13 protein-coding genes and 1 tRNA gene are annotated in these 25,508 nt (G+C 32.9%); 5 read left to right on the top strand and 9 right to left on the bottom strand.

The window, feature by feature from the left end; all coding sequences use genetic code 11:
• Window positions 1–376: 376 nt before the first annotated feature.
• The 8 genes from AC4FRF_RS04495 to AC4FRF_RS04460 all read right to left on the bottom strand — a co-directional run bounded on the left by AC4FRF_RS04495 (window position 377) and on the right by AC4FRF_RS04460 (window position 18,262).
• Window positions 377–2,362 (bottom strand): RagB/SusD family nutrient uptake outer membrane protein, encoded by a 1,986-nt coding sequence (locus tag AC4FRF_RS04495; protein ID WP_491158266.1) that lies wholly within the window; start codon window positions 2,360–2,362, stop codon window positions 377–379.
• Between the two features lie 12 nt (window positions 2,363–2,374).
• Window positions 2,375–5,680: a SusC/RagA family TonB-linked outer membrane protein gene (locus AC4FRF_RS04490; RefSeq protein WP_491158265.1), complete on the bottom strand. Its 3,306-nt coding sequence runs from the start codon at window positions 5,678–5,680 to the stop codon at window positions 2,375–2,377.
• A 536-nt stretch (window positions 5,681–6,216) separates the two neighbouring features.
• Window positions 6,217–7,884 (bottom strand): S41 family peptidase, encoded by a 1,668-nt coding sequence (locus AC4FRF_RS04485; protein WP_491158264.1) that lies wholly within the window; start codon window positions 7,882–7,884, stop codon window positions 6,217–6,219.
• A gap of 94 nt (window positions 7,885–7,978) precedes the next feature.
• Window positions 7,979–9,133 (bottom strand): glycoside hydrolase family 88/105 protein, encoded by a 1,155-nt coding sequence (locus tag AC4FRF_RS04480; RefSeq protein ID WP_491158263.1) that lies wholly within the window; start codon window positions 9,131–9,133, stop codon window positions 7,979–7,981.
• Window positions 9,134–9,161: 28 nt separating this feature from the next.
• Window positions 9,162–10,403 carry a DUF2264 domain-containing protein gene (locus AC4FRF_RS04475; protein WP_491158262.1) on the bottom strand — a complete coding sequence of 414 codons (1,242 nt, stop codon included), beginning with the start codon at window positions 10,401–10,403 and terminating at the stop codon, window positions 9,162–9,164.
• A gap of 33 nt (window positions 10,404–10,436) precedes the next feature.
• A complete protein-coding gene (locus AC4FRF_RS04470; RefSeq protein WP_491158261.1) occupies window positions 10,437–14,534 on the bottom strand; it encodes a hybrid sensor histidine kinase/response regulator transcription factor in 4,098 nt (1,365 codons plus the stop codon).
• Between the two features lie 173 nt (window positions 14,535–14,707).
• Complete coding sequence (gene lacZ / locus AC4FRF_RS04465) at window positions 14,708–17,824, bottom strand: beta-galactosidase, LacZ type (protein WP_491158260.1); 3,117 nt, start codon at window positions 17,822–17,824, stop codon at window positions 14,708–14,710.
• A gap of 358 nt (window positions 17,825–18,182) precedes the next feature.
• A tRNA-Leu gene (locus AC4FRF_RS04460) sits at window positions 18,183–18,262 on the bottom strand.
• A gap of 249 nt (window positions 18,263–18,511) precedes the next feature.
• Between AC4FRF_RS04460 and AC4FRF_RS04455 the strand changes: the two genes are divergently transcribed.
• The 3 genes from AC4FRF_RS04455 to pth all read left to right on the top strand — a co-directional run bounded on the left by AC4FRF_RS04455 (window position 18,512) and on the right by pth (window position 21,060).
• On the top strand, window positions 18,512–19,453 hold the full coding sequence (locus AC4FRF_RS04455; RefSeq protein ID WP_408080710.1) for a ribose-phosphate pyrophosphokinase: 942 nt from the start codon (window positions 18,512–18,514) through the stop codon (window positions 19,451–19,453).
• An 89-nt stretch (window positions 19,454–19,542) separates the two neighbouring features.
• The gene (locus AC4FRF_RS04450) at window positions 19,543–20,154 is read left to right on the top strand and encodes a 50S ribosomal protein L25/general stress protein Ctc (RefSeq protein ID WP_491158259.1); all 612 of its coding nucleotides are present in this window, start codon (window positions 19,543–19,545) and stop codon (window positions 20,152–20,154) included.
• A 231-nt stretch (window positions 20,155–20,385) separates the two neighbouring features.
• Window positions 20,386–21,060, top strand: coding sequence for an aminoacyl-tRNA hydrolase (pth, locus tag AC4FRF_RS04445; RefSeq protein ID WP_491158258.1), 675 nt, complete (start codon window positions 20,386–20,388; stop codon window positions 21,058–21,060).
• A 31-nt stretch (window positions 21,061–21,091) separates the two neighbouring features.
• Here the strand turns inward: pth and AC4FRF_RS04440 are convergent, their stop codons facing one another.
• A complete protein-coding gene (locus AC4FRF_RS04440; protein ID WP_491158257.1) occupies window positions 21,092–23,779 on the bottom strand; it encodes a reprolysin-like metallopeptidase in 2,688 nt (895 codons plus the stop codon).
• A 210-nt stretch (window positions 23,780–23,989) separates the two neighbouring features.
• On the opposite strand from AC4FRF_RS04440, the gene AC4FRF_RS04435 reads away from it, so the two are divergent.
• A complete protein-coding gene (locus tag AC4FRF_RS04435; protein WP_491158256.1) occupies window positions 23,990–24,919 on the top strand; it encodes a bifunctional riboflavin kinase/FAD synthetase in 930 nt (309 codons plus the stop codon).
• 114 nt (window positions 24,920–25,033) lie between these two features.
• Window positions 25,034–25,471: a hypothetical protein gene (locus AC4FRF_RS04430; protein ID WP_491158255.1), complete on the top strand. Its 438-nt coding sequence runs from the start codon at window positions 25,034–25,036 to the stop codon at window positions 25,469–25,471.
• Window positions 25,472–25,508: the final 37 nt, after the last annotated feature.

Here is a 25,508-nt window from a genome sequence, read left to right as displayed (position 1 = left end):
TAAAGAAGGGGCAAATCCGTATTTACAAGCAAAAACACATTAATTTTATTAGTTTTATAAAAAAAGCTACTTAAAAAAAAACACTAAATAATTAAATACCCAAAACATTAAAAAAAAACAAACACACAAAACCGTAACTCTTTTATAACTTTAGCAAAATCAACAATTATTTCAACTTAAACTAAGCCGTTTTTGAGACTAAAAACACAAGCTAATTTACATTTACAATACTGGCATCTTCAAAATCCTTAATCAAAATTTCAGACCTTATTCATTAACATTTTTTTATAAAAAACGGAACTCATATACAACTAAAAAGGGGCGTAAAATAAATTTACGCCCCTTTTTTTCCTATTTAATAAACAAACTAAAAACATTATTCAATTTTATCCTCGTCTGCAACAGCATCTTCCCAGTTTTCCCAAACTTTAACATTCGCATCATAACCATCGTATCCATAATTCTGACTTAACTGTCCCTTAATATTTGCTGTTATAGCGCTATTAGGAATAGGCCAGAAAGCATTACGTTTGTCCATTGTATATTTTTTTGTACCATTAGGTACCACAATCCCATTAGGATATTTGTTATAAAGTGTATAATGCACTATTCGTTGCCACCAGTAACTACCTCCTGTATTATCAGTCCCCGCTTGTTTATCCCAATTACTTAAACTATAAGTATTCCCCCATTCATCAAGTTTCCCACTTATAGCTAAACAGTGAGAAATTCGCTTTAACTCCACATTTCTCCATTCTTCCAGATAGAGTTCTCTCCCTCTTTCAGCACAAATATCACCAATAGTCACAGTACTATACATTTGAGAAGCACCAGCTCTTTGACGAATCACATTTACATCCTGAGTTGCCCCTACAACATTCCCTTGATAAAAACGTGCTTCAGCACGTAATAAATACGTTTCAGCCAAACGGTACAAATACATATGAGCTACACTTCCGGTAGTAGCACCCTGAAAATCAGTCGAACTTGGATTCGCTTCCTGTACAACATCATGCAGATAAATTTTATACAAAGGAAAATCAAAATAATCGCGAATGGTGTCTTTTGCTAACAAGGTTGTTCCTTCTTTTATTCTAAAATTTTGACCAAAATAAGTAGACGACTTATCATTATATTTTAAATTTTCCATATTTACCCAATTCCCCATGGTACTGTTATGTCTCAAATCCTGCTTATCTTCAACACCATTTACTACCCACATAGGAACTTGTGAATAATAAGAAGCACTAATGGTCGCAATACCGCGTCCAAATGCCTTATTATAATCATACAACGGATTGTAATTAGCATTATTAGAAGCAATACGCAAACCTGCCTGTTTACCGTCCGGAGTTCTTAGATTTCCTGAAGCCCAAAGCGGTCCAAAAATACGCATTGAAGCAAACCCTAAAAACGACTGCGCTCCGCTATTAGGCATAATCATAATAGCCTCTTTATTAGCCGCAATAACTTTATTTTGAGGTCTATGTAAATCCCAAATTACATTTCTGGTAATAGGCCATGTCTCAGGTTTACCTCCCGGATCAAAAGTTCCAAAAGAACTCTGCATCAATGAATAACCTGATTGATTAATTAAAATATCCGCTTGCGCCTCGGCTTCTGCAAATCTACCAGATGCTAAATAGCATTTGATTAACAACTGACGACATGCCCCCTTATTAACCAATCCATAATATGGTAATGCTGATTGTTCCGGAACCCATTCTACCGCCTTTTCCATGTCGGCTGTTATCATTTCAATGATAGCCTCCTTTTTAGTAGAATAATAATTTTGCTTTGGAACTGATAAAATTTTAGTAATTAAAGGAATATCTCCAAATTGATATACCAGATTTAAATAACGGTAAGCCCTATGAAAATAAGCTTGTCCTATATACTTATTCTTAACTGCTTCTGACAAGTTCTGAACTTTATCTATATATGTTAATACAGTATTAGCATATTTAATTCCATTATAACCTTCATCCCAATAATAACCTAAATAAATTCCATCATTGGTTCCTGTAGCAAAAGAACCAGTAGGAACAATAATATTCGCATAATCAGCAGCCGTTGTACTGGCATCCGTTTTTCCATATTTAGCCATATCAGAAAAAACATACTCTGTACCAATTGGAACACTATTATTAGCATAATTATAGTGAATATAATTCCCTCTCAAAGCTCTGTCTGCAATGGCTAAAGTAGCTTGTAAACCAGACTCTGTAGAAAAAGTGGTTCCTGGTTCATAAAAAGAAAGTGGATCCGGTTCCAAAAAATCTTTGGAACAAGAAGTTAACAAAGTTCCCAAAACAACCAAAGGAACTAGTTTCGTTATTTTATTTTTTATATATTGATTCATGACGATAAATTATTAAAGCGTTAAGTTAAAACCTAAATTAAACATTCGCGTAGCTAAACCTCCTGTTTCGGGATCTCCAAAATACTTCCAGTTCTTATCAGCTGACCAAGTAGCTACATTACGAATAGAACCATAAATTTTTACAGTTTTCATTTTTAAACGATTTGTAAACTCTTTAGGAAATGTATAGGCTATAGAAATTTGATCTAAACGAATAAAACTTCGGTTATACAATTTGTTAGTTCCAGCCCCAGCTGGCCCTCTGGCATCCAAACGCGCCCAATCATTAGTTGGATTATCAATTGTCCAATAAGGATTTACAAACGGATTATAATTATTGGTATATAAACTTCCTGAATTATAATTATTCATATAATTCCCATCCAATGATTTGTGTCCCATGTAAGAATACATATTAATAGCTACATCCCAATTTTTATAAATCTTGAATTCATTTCTTAATGACCAGTTAATAGGAGGAGCAGTCTGACCTAAGAAAACTTTATCTTTATCATTATAAGTAGGTTTGCCATTCACATCATCAGCTGTATAATTATTAGCTACTTTCGGGTCACCCGGACGTTGCCCATAAACTGCAGCTTCTGCAGCTTCATCTTTTTGCCAAATTCCTATAACCTGATAATCCCAAATTTCAGAAATAGATTTACCTATAAACCACCCGTTGCTTTTATCATCTGATTCTTTTTGTCCAATAACATTCCCTCCTTCATCCAATATAGCTTCCATATTTCCGTACAATTTTTTTATTTTATTTTTATTGTATGAAAACGCAGCTGATGTACGCCATTCAAAATTTGGTTGATTAATATTAGTTGAACTAATGCTCAACTCCAAACCTTTATTCTCAACTTCTCCAAGATTGGTAGCTATAGATCCAAAACCTGAAAAACCAGGTAAACGTTGACTCATAATCATATCATGAGTCGCTGACTTATATATGTCAATAGCTCCTGTTATTCTATCATTTAAGAATCCAAAATCTAATCCAATATTATTCGATGTTGTTTTCTCCCATTGTAAATTAGGATTTGCTAATCTATCTATTGCTAAATATTTAACATCAACTATATTCCCTGAAGAATCAACATATCCCATTGTTGCTCCTGTTCCTGAGCCTAAATTAGCCAAAGAAATATAAGGATCAGCTAATGATCTGTTTCCATTTTTACCCCATGACAAACGTAATTTACCACTACTCATTGCACCCCATTTGAACCAATTTTCTTTAGTAAAATTCCAAGCTACGGCCACAGAAGGAAAAGTAGCATAGGGATTAGAAGCCCCAAAAGCTGAATATCCATCACGACGAACTGTACCGGTAATCATATAACGATTATCAAAAGAATAAAACAATCTTGCCATTAAAGCATCTGCTGTTTGATGGGTATCAGAAGTTGAAAACGAACTATTAGCAAGAGTTGCATTAGATGTATTATGGAATCCCAATGCATCTGAAGGTTGAATATTTCGAGCATTTATTTCATCAAACCAGGAACGACGTTCCTCAACCTCCTGCACAAAAGTAGCTATAACATGATGTTTTTTATTAAATGTATAATCCCAAGTAATGTTATTATTCATGTTCCAATCAAAATTTTTACCATTATCCCTATCTACTCCAATATTAGCTGGATTCAAACCAACATTTCCGGCTGATTGAAAAAAACGATTATGATAAAACTGATAACGTGGCGAAATGTTGAAGGAATAGGTTATCCCCAATGGCAAACTTACTTTAGCATTAAAAATGGTATTGAAAATAGTATAACCACGTTCTAATTCCTGAAATTGACGATCATAATAATAATTATAACCTCCAATTGTGGAACCCATTGGCTGTCTTTCATAATTACCGTTTTCATCTTTAAAAACTGAATAAGGACTATTACGCATCATATTTGCGTCCCAATAATTCGTACCGGTACCTACGCTAATGTCACCATCAGTACGATCCTGAAAATTGACATTTCCACCAAATTCAAGCCAATCAGTAACTTTACCATTAAGTTTCATATTAGCACGAACTGCCGAATAATCATTCCCTTTTATAGCCCCTTCTGCATCTAAATATCCTAAAGACATATAGTAATTTACCTTATCACTTGCCCCAGAAATATTTACATTATAATCACGATTAATACCGGTTCTAAACGTACTATCATACCAATCATGAGTTTTTCCTGCAACAAAATTATTCAATAACAGCCCATTTTGAATACCTAAACGAAGTCCCCAAACTTCAGCTAAACTTTTACCCTGAGTTTGAGATGTTGGCTGATAAGCTAACCATTGTTCCTGAGTAATTCCATATTTACTCAAATCATTCGGATTAGAAAAATACCCCACTTGACCTGCCTGAGCAGCAACATAAGCTTCATATTGACCTGTTGCAGAATTAACACCATAAGTTTTAGCAGTCTCCCAATCTTCACGGTATTTATTATAGCCTTCTGGTGAATACACATCCCGATAAGCACTTTTAGTGTTTGCCGTAACATTAGAAGTAACACTAATAAGAGTCTTACCTGATTTTCCTTTTTTAGTTGTAATAATGATAACTCCTGCCGCAGCCTTAGATCCATAAACAGCCGTAGCTGAAGCATCTTTTAAAATATCGATTTGACCAATATCCTGAGGATTAATTTCAGAAAGTTCTCCATAAAACTGCATCCCATCCAAAATAATCAAGGGGGAATTATGTCCTCCACCTGTATACACCGATGTTTGACCACGAACCTGTAAAGATCCTCCTCCTTTCGCATCAGAAGAATATCCTACTTGTAGTCCAGGAACTCCTCTCAGGACATCTTGAACTGTTTGCGGATTTTGATTGGCCAAATTATCCGGTTTCACCTGAACTACCGAGCCTGTTAAATCAGTTTTCTTCATTTTTCCGTAACCCACTACCACAACCTCTTCTAATGAAGCGGCATCATTTTGTAATTTAACATTAATTGTACTTTTATCTTTTACAGCTACTTCCATTGTCTGATAACCTATAAAAGAAATGGACAAAACAGAATTTGATTCTACCTGCAAAGTAAACCTACCATCAAAATCGGTCACTGTACTTATCTTAGTTCCTTTTACCAATACTGTAGCTCCGGGAAGAGGCATCCCGTTTTCGTCATTAACCTGACCGCTAATACTTTTTTGTTGTTGTACATTTTCAAGCCCTGAAATACTTATATAACTAATACTGTACGCATGTACTTGAGACAAAGAAACCAAGGCACAAAATAGTGTGAGTTTCTTTTTCAAATCAAATCCAGATACATAATCAGGAGCTTTTTTCATCCTCATAAAGTTTGTCATGTTTGGTTGTAATTTTAATTAATTAATAATTTGTTAGTTAGCAAATAAAATGTTTAGCAGATGCTCTTTATTTTGGAAAAAACAAAGCAACAAAAAATTAACATAATATTCACATTACAAATCTAGCCAAAGCATGATATTCCATAGGGGAGATTATGGTATTTATAAAGGGGTAAAATCGCATTTACAGTAAATAAAAGCTTGTATTTTTACATCCTATTAAAAAAAATAAGAATAATTATATATAATATACAATTAATTAAGAATTGAAAAACATCAACAAAAATCCTGAACATTCTCTATATCTTAAACATAAGTTAAAAAAAAGCTAGTGCTTTTTTTTAAAAAACACTAGCTTTTTATAACTTTATAAAATCTATTATTCAAATCATTTCACAAAACGATACATCTCTGAAGCAGCTAATAAAAATGCTCCTACTCCAAAATCAGCTGTGAAATTTTTATCAAAAAATCACTTTTTCATCAATTAAGTTACTAATTAATTACACTAAATATTCTTATTTTTTTATTAATTCAATCCCTTTAAGAATATATTGATCCTCAGTGAAATTTGAAGTGGTTTCTTTAACATAGTGATCTATTTTCAATCCTTTTCTTTGAACTCCTGTTCCATCTGGATAAAATCCACCCAGAACAGTGAATCGAAACTCTGTCCCATCAGGTAGTTTAAAAATGGCAATATTCATTACAGAACCAGCTGTGTTTTCACCTACAGTTATACAAGTAGGAGATGCTTGAATAGCCATTCCAATATACTCAGCCTTACTTTGAGTGGTATGATCTACTAATAAAACAATCTTTTTATTATAGTATTTTGAGTTTTTACCACCACTTTTAAAAGGATCTATGATAATACTAATTGAAGGCTTACCAAAGCTTGCCAATGAAGGTCTATTTCCTAATGGCGATAGAACCTTAATAAATTCTTCCCTATCTGGATAAGTGTATTTTGTAATATCATCTCCTGAAATATTTTTAGGATAATTTCTTAAATCTATTATAATTCCATTTGTGTTAGAAAATGCTTCAAAAGCTTTTTTAATATCCTCTTTAGAAATTGTTTTTAAATTTATATAACCAATATTATCATCAATAAGTTGCCATTCTTTTTTATAAAAAAATAAAGGAAGCGAAGAATGATCCTTGTCGTCAAAAGTCTTATAGAGATGAATATATTTTGTAGTAACAGAATCTTTTCTTTTTATTTTCACCTTAATACTATCTTTGGTATTTCGCATTAGCCATCTGTTGGCCCACTTTTTTAAATAAGAATCATTTGATGAAGAAAACTTTGCCCCTATCTTTTGCTTCTGAAATGATTTAATGTCCATATCATTAACTTCCACTATCAAATCCCCTAATTTCAAATTATCTTTTTTTCCTAATTTATTTAATATGCCAGTAATTACTAAAGTGTCATTGACAATCTTGATTTCAAATGGCGGCTTAAATTTTAATAGAGAATCTGAAACCGGTTTGGCAAAATAATAGGAATGAGAATCATTTAGAGATACAATTAATTTAGTTTTTGCCAGCTCGTACTCAAGATTTGTCTTGGCGTTTGAAAAATCATCCACAAAATATTCTAACTGACTAAACCAGTTTTTGTCCATCAAATATTTATTTACATAATAATATTGGATGACGTTCCAAAAACTGAATAACTCTAATAGCCTATGGCTTTTTATTTTATAGTCAAATGCTTTAAATCCTTTCTCATTTTCGAAAGTCAGGATTCCACTTTTTGAAGTGTAATAGCTACCTATACTTGTATTGTTTTCTAATTTTTTTAACTTGGTATAAAGTTCTTTATTGCCCGAATACTGTTCTATCCACTTATAATCAAAATTTTTGGCGAATACATTATCCATATTAGTATCGGTCTTTATTTTACTTTCTTTGACTGATACAACAAAATTTAATAAAAAAGAATCAAGATTTGTTTGTGTCTGTACTCCTTCTAGCTTGTCAATATTTTCAACGAAAATGTCGTCCCAATTGTAATTTCCTTTACTTACTTCAGAATGATGGTACTTTATAAGTCCCCATACCAAACCAAATTGTTTGTATTTTTCGACGTTACTAAGCACCGTTTTCTCCTGAGATATCATTTGAAGAATACCACAAAAACAAATTATAATTACTAAGATGAATTTTCTATTCATAAAAATATTTTTTAAAAAATTTAAAACAATCTAAACTCAATAGAGTTGATTATTAAAAACAGTAGATAAAATGACAATTTTCAAATCATAAACTTTATTTCACAAAACGATACATCTCTGAAGCAGCTAATAAAAATGCTCCTACTCCAAAATCAGCTGTGGAATTTTTATCGACTACTTGTCCTGGAATGGCTTTTTCACCAATAGGTTGAACATAAGCTACAGTACCATCTGCTTGAAGTGCAAAATGAGTCAAGTAATTCCATGATTTCTCCACTACTGGCAAATAAGCTGCTTTATCTAAAATACCATTATTAATTCCCCATAAAAATCCATAGGTAAAAAATGCTGTTCCACTGGTTTCCGGTCCTGGAGCATGTTCCGGATCTAAAATACTTCTAGTCCAATAACCCTCTTTCTGTTGGGCGCTAGCCAAGGCTGTTGCCATGTCTTTAAATCTATTGATGTATTCTTTTTTATGTTTAGCACTATCAGGTAAGTCTTGAATAATTTTAGCATAACCTGCAAAAATCCATCCGTCTCCTCTGGCCCAAAAATCTTTTTTGCCATTCACACTTTTATGTTTTGGATAAATATACTTTGCATCTCTAAAATATAGCTTCGCCTCATCATCATACATAATAGAATTTGCATAACTTAAATATTCATGCAATTTTTCCAAATACAATTCATTTCCCGTAACTTTATACAACTTAGTCATTACGGGCATAACCATATACAAACCATCAACCCACCACCAATAATCATTAGCAGCAGTACTCATTTCATATTCCATAACTTCTCTAGCGCGGGCAATCTTATAAGCATCTTTTCCCCCCATAAAATTGTATAAATCAATATAGGTTTGAAAACATATTTGCCAATCGCCAAACAATACATGTTTGTCATTTTCCCCATAATTGTATTTCCACTCCGATTTATTAGTTGATTTGGCTCCCATCCACTGATTTTTTTCGGCCCAAGCCAAAGAATAATCCAAGTACTTTTTGTTTTTAGTAACCTTATACGCTTCCATATTCCCCGTATGATAAGCCGCAACATTCCAAAAAGCATTACCCAATTCAGGATGTGTATCTTGCCAACGACTGTTTACTTTATCAATAATAGCAAGAACTTCTTTTTTAGATTCTTTTATAGCATTTTCTTTCTTAACAGCGCTGCTTTTACAACTAACAAACATCAAAGAAAGAGATATGATTAGGATAAAAATTGAGTTTTTAAAATTCATAATTATAATAGTTAATTTGGTTTTTTAATTATTTTGAAGCATGATCAATTGGAATAACCTGTCCTGACCATATTTTCTTTTGGGTCCAAGGCTCATATTTGTCACTCCAGAATGCATCTGTAGCTGGTAAACCAAGTACTAAAAAGGCTTCTGAACACAAGTACAAACTTCCGGTTGAAATATAACCTTCACCAATGTTAGGTTGATGACCATACAATCCAATCTGAAGCCAGCCATTTTTATCAAAAGTTCCCGGCGCTTTCAATTGATTCTGAATCATGGTATATAGAGCCGAACGCACTTGAGCAGGAGCGACTTCCTTAGGTAATTCTTTCCAAAGTGCAATTTGAGACAGCAATTGAAAAGCACCAAAACGATAGGCTAATGAACGTCCAATAGGAGGATAAGTACCATCAGGAGATATTAATCGTTCTTGAATAGCCGCATAACGCCTGGCTCTATCCAATTCAGTTTTAAAATCGGCTTTAAAATTAGCCTCTTTTTCGTTGAGTGTTTTTAAAATATCCAATTGCATAGGATGAATCACAAAACTATTGTAATAATCCCAATGAAAATCGGGACCATCACCATACATTCCATCACCTAAATACCATTTTTTATGTTCATCTAAGGCATACATTAATCGTTTTTGGTCTTCATCTTTATCAAACTTAAGTATTGCAGCTTCTATCATACTGGCAAAAAGAAGCCAATTACTATGATACGGCTCTATTTTTCTAGACGACTTAAAAGCTTTTATCACATTTTCTTTAGTGGTAACGTCCAGTGGTTCCCACAATTGTTTTGGCGCCCTAAGTAAGGCTTGCGCCAAAAAAGCAGCATCTACCAATGGCTGCCGGTCTACTACAAAATTCATGAAGTCCGGAGAAGCAGGATCAGTTGCATTGTGAATGGATTTTTGCGCTAAATCAATATACTTAGCTCTTAATTTTCCTTCAGCTGTTGTATCAGGACCTAATTCTAACCAAGGTGCCATTCCTGATAACAATCGACCAAATGCTTCTAAATAAGTCACATGTTTTCTATCATCCCAGGCGCCAGGTGATCTTTCTACAGGCATGTTCTTTTTTAATTCATTTTTACTCAGCGCTTCTAAAACAGGATCACCAATAGTAATTAATGAGGACACAAAGAATTCACGAACTTTTTCTGGCGAATCTTTCTCTATTTTTTTGTGCTGCGCTTGCACCATATTAACTCCTAAAAGCAACAACAGCAATAGAACTGTTTTTCTGGTATTAAAATTCATAGTTTTTTAATTTTTAAAGTTTGAAAAACACAATTAAGTGGATTTCCAAAAACTCTCGTTCAAAATATATTTATTGTCTTTTACGTTTTGATATTTCTTTTTAAAATCAGAAGGATTCATTTCATAGAATTGCTGAAACTGTTTTCTAAAATACTTAATATCACCAAAACCGGCCATCGAAGCAGCCTGACTAATTTGCAAATCGGTTGTTATTAACAAAGTTGCCACTTTTCGCAAACGCACATTTCTGGTAAATTCAGAAACCGATTTACCCGTGATTTTTTTAATTTTTTTATAAACTAAGGAATGACTCATTCCTAATTCAATTGCCAAATCTTTGACATTAAAACTTTCGACATCCAGATTAGCGTCAATTATTTCTACTATTTTATCAATTAGTTTTTTATCCTCATCAGACAATTTAGGACTTGCTACATTTTTAGTAACGGAATTCAGCAAGTAATTCTGGACACTATCGCGTCGGGTAAGAATTCCATTAATTCGCGCTAACAAATAGTCGTTATCAAATGGTTTGGTTATGTAATCATCGGCGCCAACTTCAGCACCTTTAAGCTTTACATCTTCCGAAGTACCTCCTGTTAACAATATTACAGGAATATGTTTTAACTCATCATCTGATTTGATTTGCTTACAAAAAGCAACTCCATTCATATCACCCATTACCACATCCGAAATAATTAAATCGGGTTGTAGTTTTCTAATTATTGTCAATGCATTTTCAGCACTTTCAGCAGTAGTAACTTTATATTTTGATGCTAATATACGCTTCAAATAATTTCTTATTTGAGGATTATCATCTACAACCAAAATACTTTTAGCGTCTTTAACTAAATCCGCATCAATATTGTTTTCTTCTATGGCTTCTAATACATTTTCCTGTATTACTTTATCTTCTAAAGCTTCTTCTAAAAACAAGGTTCTATCACTTAAATCTTCTCTTATTTCTATATCACCAAAGTGTTCTTTTCCTAAAGGCAATTTAATTTCAAAAGTTGCGCCACCGTTTTCATTATCATAACAATATACTTCGCCATGATGTTGATTGACAAATTGTTTTACCAAATACAAACCAATTCCAAATCCTTTTCGGTTGTTTTTAATATTCTTATTAGATTGATAAAACAAATTGAATATTTTTTCTTTATCGGCATTTGAAACACCTTCACCATTATCAACCACATTAATAATTACTTCATTACCTATACAACGCAGGTTGACAGCTACAGTTCCATTTTCTTTTTCGGTAAATTTTAAAGCATTTGAAATCAAATTAAACAAAGCCATTTCAATCTTTTCACGATCAACATAGACCAATAATTTTTCTTCGGAAATACTAAAAGTGTAATCTATCTTTTTGGTTTTAGCATGATGAACAAAACAGCTAAAAACCTCTTTAGCTAATTCAACAATATCAATGTGTGCAATTTTTAATTTACCTGTTTCTGTCTCTGTCTTTCTAAAAAGTAGTAATTGGTCTACTAAGCTTAACAATCTTCTGGAATTACTATATACCATTTCTATAGCACTTGGTTCTATTTGTTGCTTATCACCATAAATAATATCCTTGAGAGGATTAATAATCATCGTTAAAGGCGATCTAAACTCATGAGAAATATTAGTAAAAAAAGTTAATTTTTTCTCATTCAGCTCTTTTTCCTGTTTGGCTAAATCTTGCGAAAGCTGTACTTCATATTTAAGTTGTGCTTGTTTACGTTGGTATTTATCAACAATAAAAATTCCAAAAGCAATGGCTAAAACATAAATAAAATAAGCAAATCCACTTCGATACCAAGGAGGTAAAATAGTAATAGGCAACGAAATAGTTTTTGAATTCCAGACACCTTCTGCATTAGTCGATTTAATTTTTAAAACATAATTCCCTTCTGTCAATCTAGAATAATTAGCCGTTCTTATATGATCAACATAATGCCATTGCGAATCCCAACCTTCTAAAAAATAAGCATAGGATATTTTTTCAGGCAAACTATACTCTAAAGCAGCAAATTCAATATTTAACATTGATTCGTCATAGGGTAATTTTAATTTCTCAATACCAAAACTAGTTAAACCCGATTCACTGTACACCTTATTATTAACTTTAATACTACTAATAATCAGTTTAGGAAAAGCATGAACAGCATTGTTTATTTTAGTATCAATAATATTAAAACCCTTAATCCCACCAAATACTATTTCTCCTGTAGAAAGTTTGAGTCCGGCATTGTAATTAAATTGATTACTCTGAAGCCCATCTGCATCATAATAAGTGGTAATTTTTTCACTAGTTTGATTGTACACAAAAATACCATTGTAAGTACTGCACCAATAAAGCCCTTGATTATCTCTAACAATATTCAAAACTGAATTATTTGGAAGTCCGTTTGTCTGAGTCAAAAAACGCATTTGTAGCGTTTGAGGATTAAAAACCATCAAGCCGGCTCCTTCTGTCCCTATTAGCATTTTAGAACCCGAAATAGCAACAATGGAACGTACCGGATATTTAACTTCAATGCTTTGACTTTGTAATGTCTTTGGGTTAAGTTTAATTAACTTAGTAAAAGTTCCTAACCAAATATTGCCCTGAGCATCTTCGGCCATAGAAATAATCCCACTAATTTTAGCATCCACAAAGTCAAATTGATCAAGCACTTCATTATAACGATACAAGCCCTCTTCGTCAGGAGACGCAGCCCATAAAACCCCTTCTTTACTCTTAAAAAGCACCCAGATATTTTTTTGAACAATATTATAAGTAAGATTAAAAAGTCCATACCTCTTAAAACTATTTGTTTGTTGATTAAAAACACAAACTCCGCCTCCATAAGACCCAAACCAAGTTCCGTGACTGTCCTTTATAATTGATGTAACAAAATTATTTGACAAGGAATTAGGATTAGTAGCATTATAGGAATAATTAGTAAACTGATTATTTTTTCTGTCCCACAAACTGGCTCCTCCTCCATCGGTACCAATCCAAAGATGATTAGCATCTTGCTCACATAAGGAAAGAATAAAATCACTTGGTAAGGTGTTACTAATTTTTTCATTTCTAGAAATGGTGGTAAAAGGGCTTTTCCTATTTTCCACTTTATTAACACCTCCTCTTAAGGTTCCAATCCAAACTCTATTATCACTATCTAAGCATAAAGAGGAAATAGCATTGCTATTGAGTTTTTCTTCCCCTAGATAATTACTTAATAAAGAAAATGAATCTGAAGTAAAATTATACTTCACAACTCCATTCCCATTTGTAGCAATCCAAATTTCTTTTGTATCCGGCTTATAAATTAAATCAGCAATAGGATATTGAATTTGCTGATTATTATAAACACGATACGATTTATCTACAATATTGTATTTTAACAAGCCTAATTCGGTAGCTACCCAAACATTTGAAAATCCGTCATAAAAGACAGTCGTTCCAGTCAAAATATCTGATAAAACTACCGATAGTTTATTGGTTTTGGTATCCATACTCACAATTCCAACCCCCTGAACAAAACCCCATAATCTGCCCGATTTGTCAAAATCGATTCCCTGCATATGATAATCCCATTGCAATTTTCCGTTTACATAAAGAGGTATCTCAGTAATATCACCTCCTTTATTGGAACCATATAGCAATCCCGTACCTGCCGTAGCAATATAAATTCCTTTTTTTCCCTCTTTTAAATCATTGATTGCATAAGCAATCAACTCTTTTTTAGACGTTATAGGATTTACATAATTCCTGGTACTAAACTGATTTGTCAAATAACTATAAACGCTTATTCCTGATTTTGTACCAATCCAAATTTCATTTTGAGTTCCACAAATAGCTACAACTCTATTATTAATTAATGAATTTGCATCATTAGGCTGATTTCTATAATTGGAAAAATTATATCCATCGTACCTACTAATTCCATCATAAGTACCGAACCACATTAAACCTCGCTTATCTTTATAAACTGAAGTAACAGCATTATTTGCTAATCCGTTTTCAATTCCTATATAACCTATTGTATATTTTTCTTGATTAGAATTTGGCACAAGCAATCCTTTTACAACTTGTGGATTAGTCGTAAAACAGATTAGAAACATAAAAAACAAAAAAGATATATTTCTCAAAATACAATGTATTTTTGGTTAGCTAAAAACTACTTCAATCAAATATAATTCATTTATCAAATACCATTAAAAATCAAAAAACAATTAAAAAAAGAACTGAAATCTTTAAAATTAGAAAAACCTATGAATAAACATCATAGGTTTTCTCCTAATAACACAAAAAAACCACTAAATTAATTAACCAATGAGATTAAATAAGAATAACTGTATCTTTTATCCAACAAACGATAAGCCTCATGCGGCAAAGCACCCCAGCTATCATCTCCACCAAGTCCTCTTTGTTTGTAATCCAAATGCAAATACACTGCTTCTTTAGAATCTAAATCCAAATCGGAAGGATGACGTTGATCTTTATGTTTTCCTGGATCTAAATCTTCTGTTGAAACATTCAACGCACTAAAACCAAGACTTTGCTTTCCTTCAATTTTCAAACCTTGCCCTTTATCATTTTTTAGAGTCAACCAGCGAACATCTGTTTTATAACCCGATTCTTGTGGACGAATGTATGTTCGGGTAAATTGATTGATTACTTTATCTGAATATTCACCGATGAAAGATGCTGATTTTCTATCAGAATAATTTTCCCATGGTCCTCTTCCGTAATAATTCAAATTATCATAAGATCCATTCAATTTCAATCGCATTCCAAAACGAGGTAATTCAGGCAAATCTTTACCTTCCATATCAATGGCAGCAGTTACTTGAATCGCTCCATTATTTTGAATCAAATAATTTACAGTATAAGGAACTTTTACTTCTGCTAATTGATAAATCACTTTAATTAACAAACCTTGAGAAGATTTTTTATCCAAATCGACACTGATTACTGTTGGATTTTGAGAAGCCTCTTTCCAAACCTCTGATTTATTTTGCATTCCATTTCCAAAATCATTATCGGTTGGTGCACGCCAAAAATAAGGCGTTGGGAAATTTGTAATCATAGTATCAGCAGCGTTTTTCAATGCATATTTTACAATTTCGCCTTTTTTCAAATCAAATACTCCTGCTACACTTTCCGTTTCAAAAGAAAGCAACTCATTTTTTACTTTGTATTTTAATTTTTTAGCCGTTTTATCAAGCGTATTATTATCAAAATAACTTCCTTTTCCAATTGCAAATTGTGCTCTCGCAAATTCATGCCCTTTAGCAACCAAAGGCTCGGCGTATTTTGAAACGGCGTAAACATTCAAGAAATATTCTGAATTAGCCTCTATAGTTCCTAAGTCTAAAACAATAGATTTACTTTCTTCCGGATTTACTTCAACATTAAATTCGCCTGATTTAGCAATCTTTCCATTTTTTACTAACTCCCATTTGAAATTATATTTAGAAAGATTGGTAAAATTATAATTATTAGTCACTACTAAATCCTTATCATTTTTTAACTGAAACTGAATGTTTTGATAACTCTTTTTCACTTCAAATAAACCTGGATGCGGAATTCTATTAGCCGAAACTAATCCATTAGCACAGAAATTCTCATCATTTTGTAAATTTTTCCCACCTAAATCACCTCCATAAGCCCAAAAAATAATTCCTTTTTCATTTTTAGTTTTCAAACCTTGGTCTACCCAATCCCAGATAAACCCACCCTGCATGTGTTTACTACTGTTGATAATATCCCAATATTCTTGAAAATTCCCGTTACTATTCCCCATTGCATGTGAATATTCACACATAATATAAGGACGCTTTTTATCGGCACTAGCATAGGCTTTCATACTTTTAATTCCGGGATACATTGGACACACAATATCTGTATCAGGATTTTCTCCCGCCTGTTCAAACTGAACCATACGGCTGGTATCATTTTTCTTCAACCAATTGTAAGCTTCATAAAAAACAGGACCATTTCCACACTCATTACCCATAGACCAAATAATAATCGAAGGATGATTTTTATCTACAGCAAACATTCTTTTAATTCTATCCAAATGTGCTGCTGCCCATTCCGACAAATAAGCGGGATGTTTTGATTTATCAAATGAGCCTTGCCATTCAGCTCCCATAGCATGCGTTTCTATATTAGCTTCGTCTACCACATAAAATCCGTACTCATCGCATAATTCATAAAAATGCGTATCATGAGGATAATGACTCATTCTAATTGCATTAATATTATTTTCCTTCATTAACTGAAGGTCTTTCAACATCAATTCAGTATCAGGAGTATGACCTTTTGTATCACTGTGTTCATGAATATTAACCCCTTTTACCAAAATGGCTTTTCCATTAACCAATAACTGCGCATCTTTAATTTCTACTTTTCTGAAACCTGTTTTTTTAGAAATTATTTCCAAAGTATTCCCTTTAGCATCAACTAATGTAATAGTATAGCGATATAAATTTGGCGTTTCGGCACTCCATTGTTTTACGTTTTCAATTGTTGTGCTAAAACTTACTTTTTGAGTTTTTACATCTACCTTTCTGTTCTCAGAAAAAACATTTTTTCCTTTATTATCAAACAATTCTACTTTTACTGAAGGATTCTTGATTTTAGTGTTTTGGAAACTCTTCAAACTAACTTCTAGATTGAAAATTCCGTTTTTATATTGATTATCTAAATCACTTTTTACAAAATAATCCCAAACAGTAGTTTTAGGCATAGCTTGTAAATACACATCGCGCTCAATACCACTTAATCTCCAGAAATCCTGATCTTCTAAATAACTTCCATCATGCCAGCGAAACACTTGAACCGCTAATAAGTTTTCGCCTTTTTTCAAGAAAGAAGTAATATTAAATTCAGCCGGCGTTTTAGAAGCCTTAGTCATCCCTACTTCTTTTCCGTTCAAGAAAACTCTTGCATAACCCGAAATAGAAGCAAAATGAAGGATAATTTCCTTATCATTCCATGAATCAGAAACAGAAAAAGTACGTCTATAACTTCCTACTGGATTATAATCGCCACCTATAAAGGGAGGGTTTTTTGGAAACGGATAAGTTATATTAGTATAAATAGGGATATCAAAACCTTGAATTTCCCAGTTTGAAGGTACCTTAATAGTTTTCCAATTAGAGTCATCTAAAGCAGTAGAATAAAAATCTACAGGACGTTGCAGTGGATTTTTAACTATGTTAAATTTCCAATTCCCATTCAGGCTTTGATACAATGCTGATTTTTGAGGTTCATTATCTTTCAATTCTGATTCATTACTAAACAAAAGAAAAGAACTTCTTCCCGCTTCTTTTCCTCTATCTAAAATTTGTGGGGCTTCCCATTCGTTAGTTTGTGCAAAACTATTTTGCAAACTCAAAAACAAAGCAAATGCTACTACAATATTTCTCATTTAATCTTCTTTAATAAACTCGTATTTTAAAATTGGACAACTTTTAGAAATTATTTTCTAAAAAACTTTATAGGTATCATTGGGAAATACATAGAATTCAAAACAAAACAAAAAGTCAAATAAGAAATAAAAATCTAGTTTACAAATTTAGACAACAACACAAAAGACAAGAGGGGTATTACAATACATTAGCGGGGGTATTTTGACATAAACGCTTATAAAACCAATATTTTTAAGGGTTTTTTATTATTCAATAGCAACATGAATAAAAAATAACGGTAAAAAAACTAAATCATAGTTTCTATAAAAAAGAAAATAATAAGCATAAAAAAAGCCCCTTCGAAAGAAGGGGCTTTAGTACCCAGGACCGGGATCGAACCGGTACTCCTAAGAACTGGTGTTTGAGACCAGCGCGTCTACCAATTCCGCCACCTGGGCTTTTAAACTAAAGAAAGACAAAATATCTTTTCTTTAACAACGGTGCAAATGTAAAAAATTTTATTAAAGTTTCTAATAAATTTTCTGAAAATTTTACTTTCACAGTCAAATTAATTTTCTAAATTTGCAGCTCGTTAAAACAGCATATACTAACTAACTCCATCCGAGGCATTTAAACACATTCTGTCTTTAAAAAAAGACAAAAACAAGATTGTAATTGAGCGCAGCGGAATAAAAACAACAAATTAAATGTCACAAAAAGAACCAGAAGCTAAAATTTTTGCTTGTTCACAAAGTGTCTATCTAGCTGAAAAAATTTCCGAAGCATACGGAATTCCATTAGGTAAAGTATCTATGTCACATTATAGTGATGGAGAATTTCAACCGTCTTACGAAGAGTCAATCAGAGGATTACGTGTTTTTATTGTTTGCTCTACTTTCCCTAATACGGATAATTTAATGGAGTTATTATTGATGATTGATGCTGCTAAACGCGCTTCAGCAAGACATATAACTGCTGTTATGCCTTATTTTGGTTGGGCAAGACAAGACAGAAAAGACAAACCCAGAGTCCCAATTGGAGCTAAGTTAATAGCTAAAATGCTGGAAACAGCAGGAGCAACAAGAATTATGACTATGGATTTACACGCTGACCAAATCCAAGGATTCTTTGAAAAACCAGTAGATCACCTTTTTGCTTCTACTATATTTTTACCATACGTAGAAAGCCTTAAGTTAGATAACCTAACAATTGCTTCTCCAGACATGGGAGGCTCGAAAAGAGCTTATGCTTATTCTAAATTCTTAGAATCTGATGTGGTAATTTGTTACAAACAAAGAAAACAAGCTAACGTTATTGACACCATGGAATTAATTGGTGATGTAAAGGGACGCAATGTTATCCTGGTTGACGACATGATTGATACCGGAGGTACATTAGCAAAAGCAGCTGACCTAATGATAGAAAGAGGAGCCTTAAGCGTTAGAGCAATCTGTACACATCCTATTTTATCTGGTAAAGCATACGAAAGAATAGAAGAATCTAAATTGAGCGAATTAATCGTAACAGATTCTATTCCATTAAAGAAAGCTTCAAACAAAATCAGAGTAGTAAGTTGTGCGCCTCTTTTTGCTGAAGTAATGCACATGGTACAAAACAACAATTCCATCAGCGGAAAGTTTATCATGTAAAAAACACCTGATTAGCGTCAAATAGTAGCTAATAACTAGTCACTAATCACTAAATAAGAGTTTAATTAATAACTATATAAATATTTAAAATGAAATCGATTACAATTAAAGGATCAGAAAGAGAAAGCGTGGGCAAAGTAGCTACTAAAGCCTTACGTAATGCTGGAGCGGTTCCTTGCGTGTTATACGGAGGAGATCAACCAGTTCATTTTTCAGCAGAAGAAAAAGCATTCAAAAACTTGGTTTACACTCCAAACGCTCACACAGTTGTGATCGAATTGGGTAATGGAAAATCATTCAACGCTATCTTACAAGATATCCAAGTTCACCCAGTTTCTGACAGAATCTTACACATTGACTTCTTCCAGTTATACGATAACAAAGAAATCACTATTGAAGTTCCTGTAAAAATCACTGGTAACTCTAAAGGAGTTATGGCTGGTGGAGATTTACGTATCAACAACCGTAAATTAAAAGTTAAAGCTTTACCTAAAAATCTTCCTGATTTTGTTGAAGCAGATATCACTCCATTAGACATGGGTAACAAGTTATATGTAACTAAAGTACCTACACCTGATTTCAAAATCATGCACCCAGACAACACTGTTATTTGTCAAGTGAAGATGTCTCGTGCTGCTATGAAAGCGGCTCAAGAAGCTGCAAAAGCTGCAAAAGCACCAGCAAAAGGAAAGAAAAAATAATCTTTTTTCAATCATATTTAAAAGCATCAATCGAAAGGTTGATGCTTTTTTTTGGAGCAAACTATTCCGTAACACAACAACAGCCGTCCCGCTGTCCTTCCAATCTTTTATTTTTTAAAGAAAAAAATAAAAGGATTTTCCCTCCCATCGGGGCTAAAAAAGAATATTATGCATTAAAAACAATTCGTCCTCACACTTTATTCTTTTCTCTTTTTACTCTATTTTTGCAGCATGTTACAATGGATAAAGAGTCTGTTTCCCACAGCAGCAAAAGAAGATTACAGCAACAACATGAAACCGGAGGTTCACGAACACCCAAAAAACAATATAGAAAGCGTGAGTAAAAAATATTTAATTGTAGGATTAGGCAATATTGGCACCGAATATGTAAACACACGACACAATATCGGCTTTAAAGTATTAGATTTTTTAGCCAAAAAAGAAAGCCTTGACTTTCAAACCGTAAAATTAGGATCTCTGGCTGAATACAAATTCAAAGGAAGAACTTTTTTACTTTTAAAACCCAACACCTACATGAATTTAAGTGGAAAAGCGGTTCAATATTGGATGGAAAAAGAAAAAATTCCATTAGAGAATATATTAGTAATTACGGATGACTTAAATATTGCTTTCGGAACTATTCGCATTAGAAAAAAAGGCAGCGATGGCGGACACAATGGTTTGAAAAACATTCAGGCCGTATTAAACACAACCGAATACGCTCGTTTCCGTTTTGGAATCAGCGACGAATTCAAAAAAGGAAAACAAGTAGATTACGTTTTAGGAGAATGGAGTACTGCCGAAAACGAAACACTTCCTGAACGATTGGAAACAGCTGCCGAAATCATCAAATCTTTTGGAACTGCAGGCTTAGAAAACACCATGTCAGCTTTCAACGGAAAATAAAAAAAGGAGCAAATTGCTCCTTTTTTCATACCTATTTTATTATCATTTTAAATGTTTTTTCGGCACTACCATCTATCAGATGTACAAAATAAATACCTGCACGAGGTCTATTTAATAATTGAATATCCTCATTAAACCCTCCATTATTAGGGTACTTTTTATCAAAAATTCTAGTTCCAGCAACATCATAAACCAAAATTTCAATCTCAGCATTTGAAGAAGTACTTATATATTGTACTTTAAAATTGCCATCATTGGGATTAGAACTCACTATCAAATCCTTAGAAATATCGTCATAAGGCACTAAAGTATATTTTTGCGTACAAATAGCAATTGATGCCGAATTTATTGTTCCTGTATCCGTTGTATAAATATCCCTGTAACGCAACGTCCATGTTCCTTGAGGATTCTCACCATTAAAATCACTCAACACCCCTAAAGGCACCACAGTTTGCAAAGCGCTATTCCCGCAAGACAAATCTGCTCCTGCATCATCAAAAACCAAGTCTAAAGTACCATTAGTAGTACTACATCCATTATAAAAAAGCTTTACAACTGTTCCTTTTGGACTTACAAGCTCCATTTGTACATCAGAAAAATACTGATGTGTAACATTAATACTAAAATTAACATCCGAAATAAATTCAGTTGTAGCAGGCACAACTATCGATTTAGTAGCAAAATTTCCTTGCTCAGGAATTGCAAAAGGAGTATTTGGTACTGAATACGTTTGACAACTAGATTCAGTTGTATAACCTATTGCAAATGTTTTGCTATTAACAGCATAAAAAATATTATCGGTTGGCTCTATTAAAACTCTACAAAATTGGGATGAAACATTGGGCACAGTTATCGTTTCGGAACCATCATTTGCAACAGCTGAAGCTAAGATAATTGGAAAAGTTGCACCGTTATCCGTAGAAAGCTTGATGTTTACTTTGGAAGAACCCGGCAAACCATTCGTCTCATTTACATTCCAAGTTATAGTTTGTTTAGTACTTTGAAACCAACTTAAATTAGCAATATTCTGAGAAGTAATTTCAAATGGATCAGCAGCAGCACTTACATTGACAATCATTTCATCCGACAGCGTTTGAGCCAATCCTTCGGCAGCATTATCTCTAGCCGTAAGAACAAAATGAAGTGTGCGAGCTACATCTGAAACCGATTCCCATCTGCTTCGCAACCTTCCAGCTAAAACATTTTTAAAATCTGGCATATATCTAGTTGTAGAAGTCACAGGAGGAAAAGACCTAAAAAGTGGTCCATTCGTTTTAGTACTCAACGCTACACTAGAATCATCACTTGCCGAAGTAGCTGAATCATTTTCTTCCCAAACGTAAGTAACACCTGCAGCTGTATTCTCGTTTCCTTTTAAAACAAAAGCAGTCCCTTTTGGAATCGTATAATCAGCTCCTGCAGAAACCGTTGGTGAAGCAGCATTTATAGTTGTGGTTACCGGACAACTTTTTGTTGCCAAATTAGCTTGAATTTGACCTATACTAATAAATGAAAAATAATCATCCGAATATTGCTGCACATCATAATCCGTTGTAATTCCTGCATACCCCATTATCGTGGATCCACTTCCAGGCTCCACACTTACACCAGTCCCTTCTATATCATAAGAAAAAGTATGATTAGCACCTAATTGATGTCCCATTTCATGAGCTACAAAATCAATATCAAAACTATCCCCTTTAGGAACATTATTTGATGGTGAAGTATAAGCACTTCCCTTCCCGGTATCACAAACACAACCAATACAACCTGCATTTCCACCACCACCAGAAGCTCCAAACAAATGCCCAATATCATAATTAGCACTTCCTATAACAGAAGTTAAATTATTTTGCAATTCAGTCCCCCAACTACCTGGAACATCATTTGTTCCAACTCCTGCAGCAGCATCAGAATACGGATCCGTTGCAGCATTAGTATATATTATCTGATCATTATTAGCTATAAGTAGTAATTTAACCGCTAAATCCCGATTAAAAATACTATTCACTCTAGTTAAGGTTGCATTCATAGCAGCCAGAGCTATTGCAATAGTAGGAGTAGCAGATCCACTATGATATTTAGCATATTCACCCGTACAAGACAAAGCAAGCCTTAACGTTCTAAATTTTTTATCACTGGAAACAATTTTAGCTGTTTGAGCATTTTTTTTACTCAAATTAGATTCACTAACAGTATTACAACTAAAAGGCATACTTTCTTTTAATTTATTTTTAGAATCCAAAACAACATAAATATTGCTATTTTCAGTATCTTTTTCAATAAATTCCATTTGATTTCCTTTTCTGGTAATCATCGTTTGAATACCCAATGGAGACATACTAAAATTTATAACAGCAGCAGCATCCGTAATTCCAATACCCGAGTACGAACGAATATCTGGATATTTAGCCTGAAGTTCGGCCTCAAAATTAGAATCTTCATGTATAGAAAATTTTTCTAAAATACCATCCGTATTTGGAATTGTAATATCAATCGTAGTCTTTAAAGCCGACTTATCCTGAACTGCCTTAAGCTTCGTTTTTAGAAATTCTTCATCTAATTGAAACAAAACAGCATTAGCTGCCTCTGTCTTTCCTAAAAGTCTAGCCGAAGTTTGAATCCCAGATGCATTGATTCTTTTCCAAGGCTCGGAGTCTTGAGCATGAACAACCGAAAACCACAATAAAAGAAATACGAATAGACTATTTATTTTCATGACTAGCTTATATTAATGTTTCAAAAATAAAGCATTTATATCAAAATATATCCAACAAAACTGTTTAATTAACTCCATAAAACATTCCAAATAATTAAATAATAATTGTCATTTTGTTAGAATCAGCTAAAATCCATCAAAAAATAGAATGAGCATACCTTTAAATTTAAATTAGATAGTATAAATTTGCACTACTATAAAATAATTGCTTTGAAGATTTTTCATTCTATAAAAGATTTTAGTTCTCCCAAAAAAACAATCCTTACTCTAGGCACCTTTGATGGGGTACATATTGGACATAAAAAAATACTTGAAAAAGTAATCCAAAACACTCTTGATGAAAAATATGAAAGTCTGGTACTGACTTTTTTTCCGCATCCAAGAATGATTTTACAGGAACGTTCGGAAATAAAATTACTCAATACAATTCCGGAAAAAATCAATCTATTAAAACAAATAGGAATTGAAAATCTTGTTATCCATCCTTTTGACGAAAGTTTCTCAAGATTAACAGCCGAACAATTTGTAAAAACAGTACTGGTTGAACAATTTAAAATTCACAAAATAATCATTGGCTACGATCACCGATTTGGAAGAAACAGAACTGCCGATATTAATAATTTGATTGAATTTGGAGAAAAATACAACTTTGAAGTCGAACAAATATCTGCTCAGGAAATCAATGATATTTCTGTAAGTTCTACAAAAATTAGAAATGCCATTCTTGATGGAAACATGTATTTGGCTAATAAATATTTAGGTTATCATTATTTTCTAAGCGGAACCGTTATAAAAGGCAAACAATTAGGAAGAACAATTGGTTTTCCTACTGCTAACCTCGACATCGAGGAAGACTACAAACTCATCCCTCTTAAAGGTGTTTATGTTGTTTACAGCCAAATTGACAACCAAAAAGTTTATGGAATGATGAACATTGGTCACAATCCAACTGTTGGCGGTGACAAACTTTCGGTTGAAGTTCATTATCTAAATTTTGATGGCGATTTGTATGACCAAAAAATAACGGTTTCGATACTAAAACGCATTCGTGGAGAAGAAAAATTTGATTCTATTACATTGTTGAAAGCACAAATTGAAAAAGACAAAACTCAAAGCCTTTCTTATATTGATTCTCTTTAGAATATAACAAAAAACCTCAGCGTTTTTTAAAATAACTCCTATATTTTACGTAAATTTGATAGACAATTCTCTGTTTATCAAACCATTATTTTTTAACCTTAAAAAATTAAGCGTATGAAACTGTCAAAAGAATTATTCAATGGAGTTATTATTTTTATAGGTATAGCTCTTTATTTTTTGTTAATGGAAGCCCTACATCTTTCTAATGTTTTTTTCTTAAGATTATTCAACATCGTTTTCATTTATTATGGTGTCAATAGAACCTTAAAAACTAATTTCATAGAAGGCAAAACTAATTTGGCCGATAATGCCATTTCAGCATTAGTAACTTCATTAACTGGTGTAATTTTGAGTATTATGGGCTTGGTAGCTTATATTTATTCTAAAGGAGGAGATAACTACATTAAAACACTATCTGAATCTTTATTGTTTGTAGGAAGCCCTTCTGTGATGACTTATAACATTTCTTTGCTTTTTGAAGGAATCGTTTCTGCTGTTATTGTAACTTTCTCACTTATGCTCTTTTGGAAAAAGAAATATCCAACCGATTAATCAATTGGAACCAAACTTACTCACAAAATTGAATTAT

Source organism: Flavobacterium sp. ST-158 (assembly GCF_058309975.1).
The sequence above is the reverse complement of the archived record's forward strand: the minus strand, read 5'-3'. Positions and strand labels throughout refer to the sequence as shown.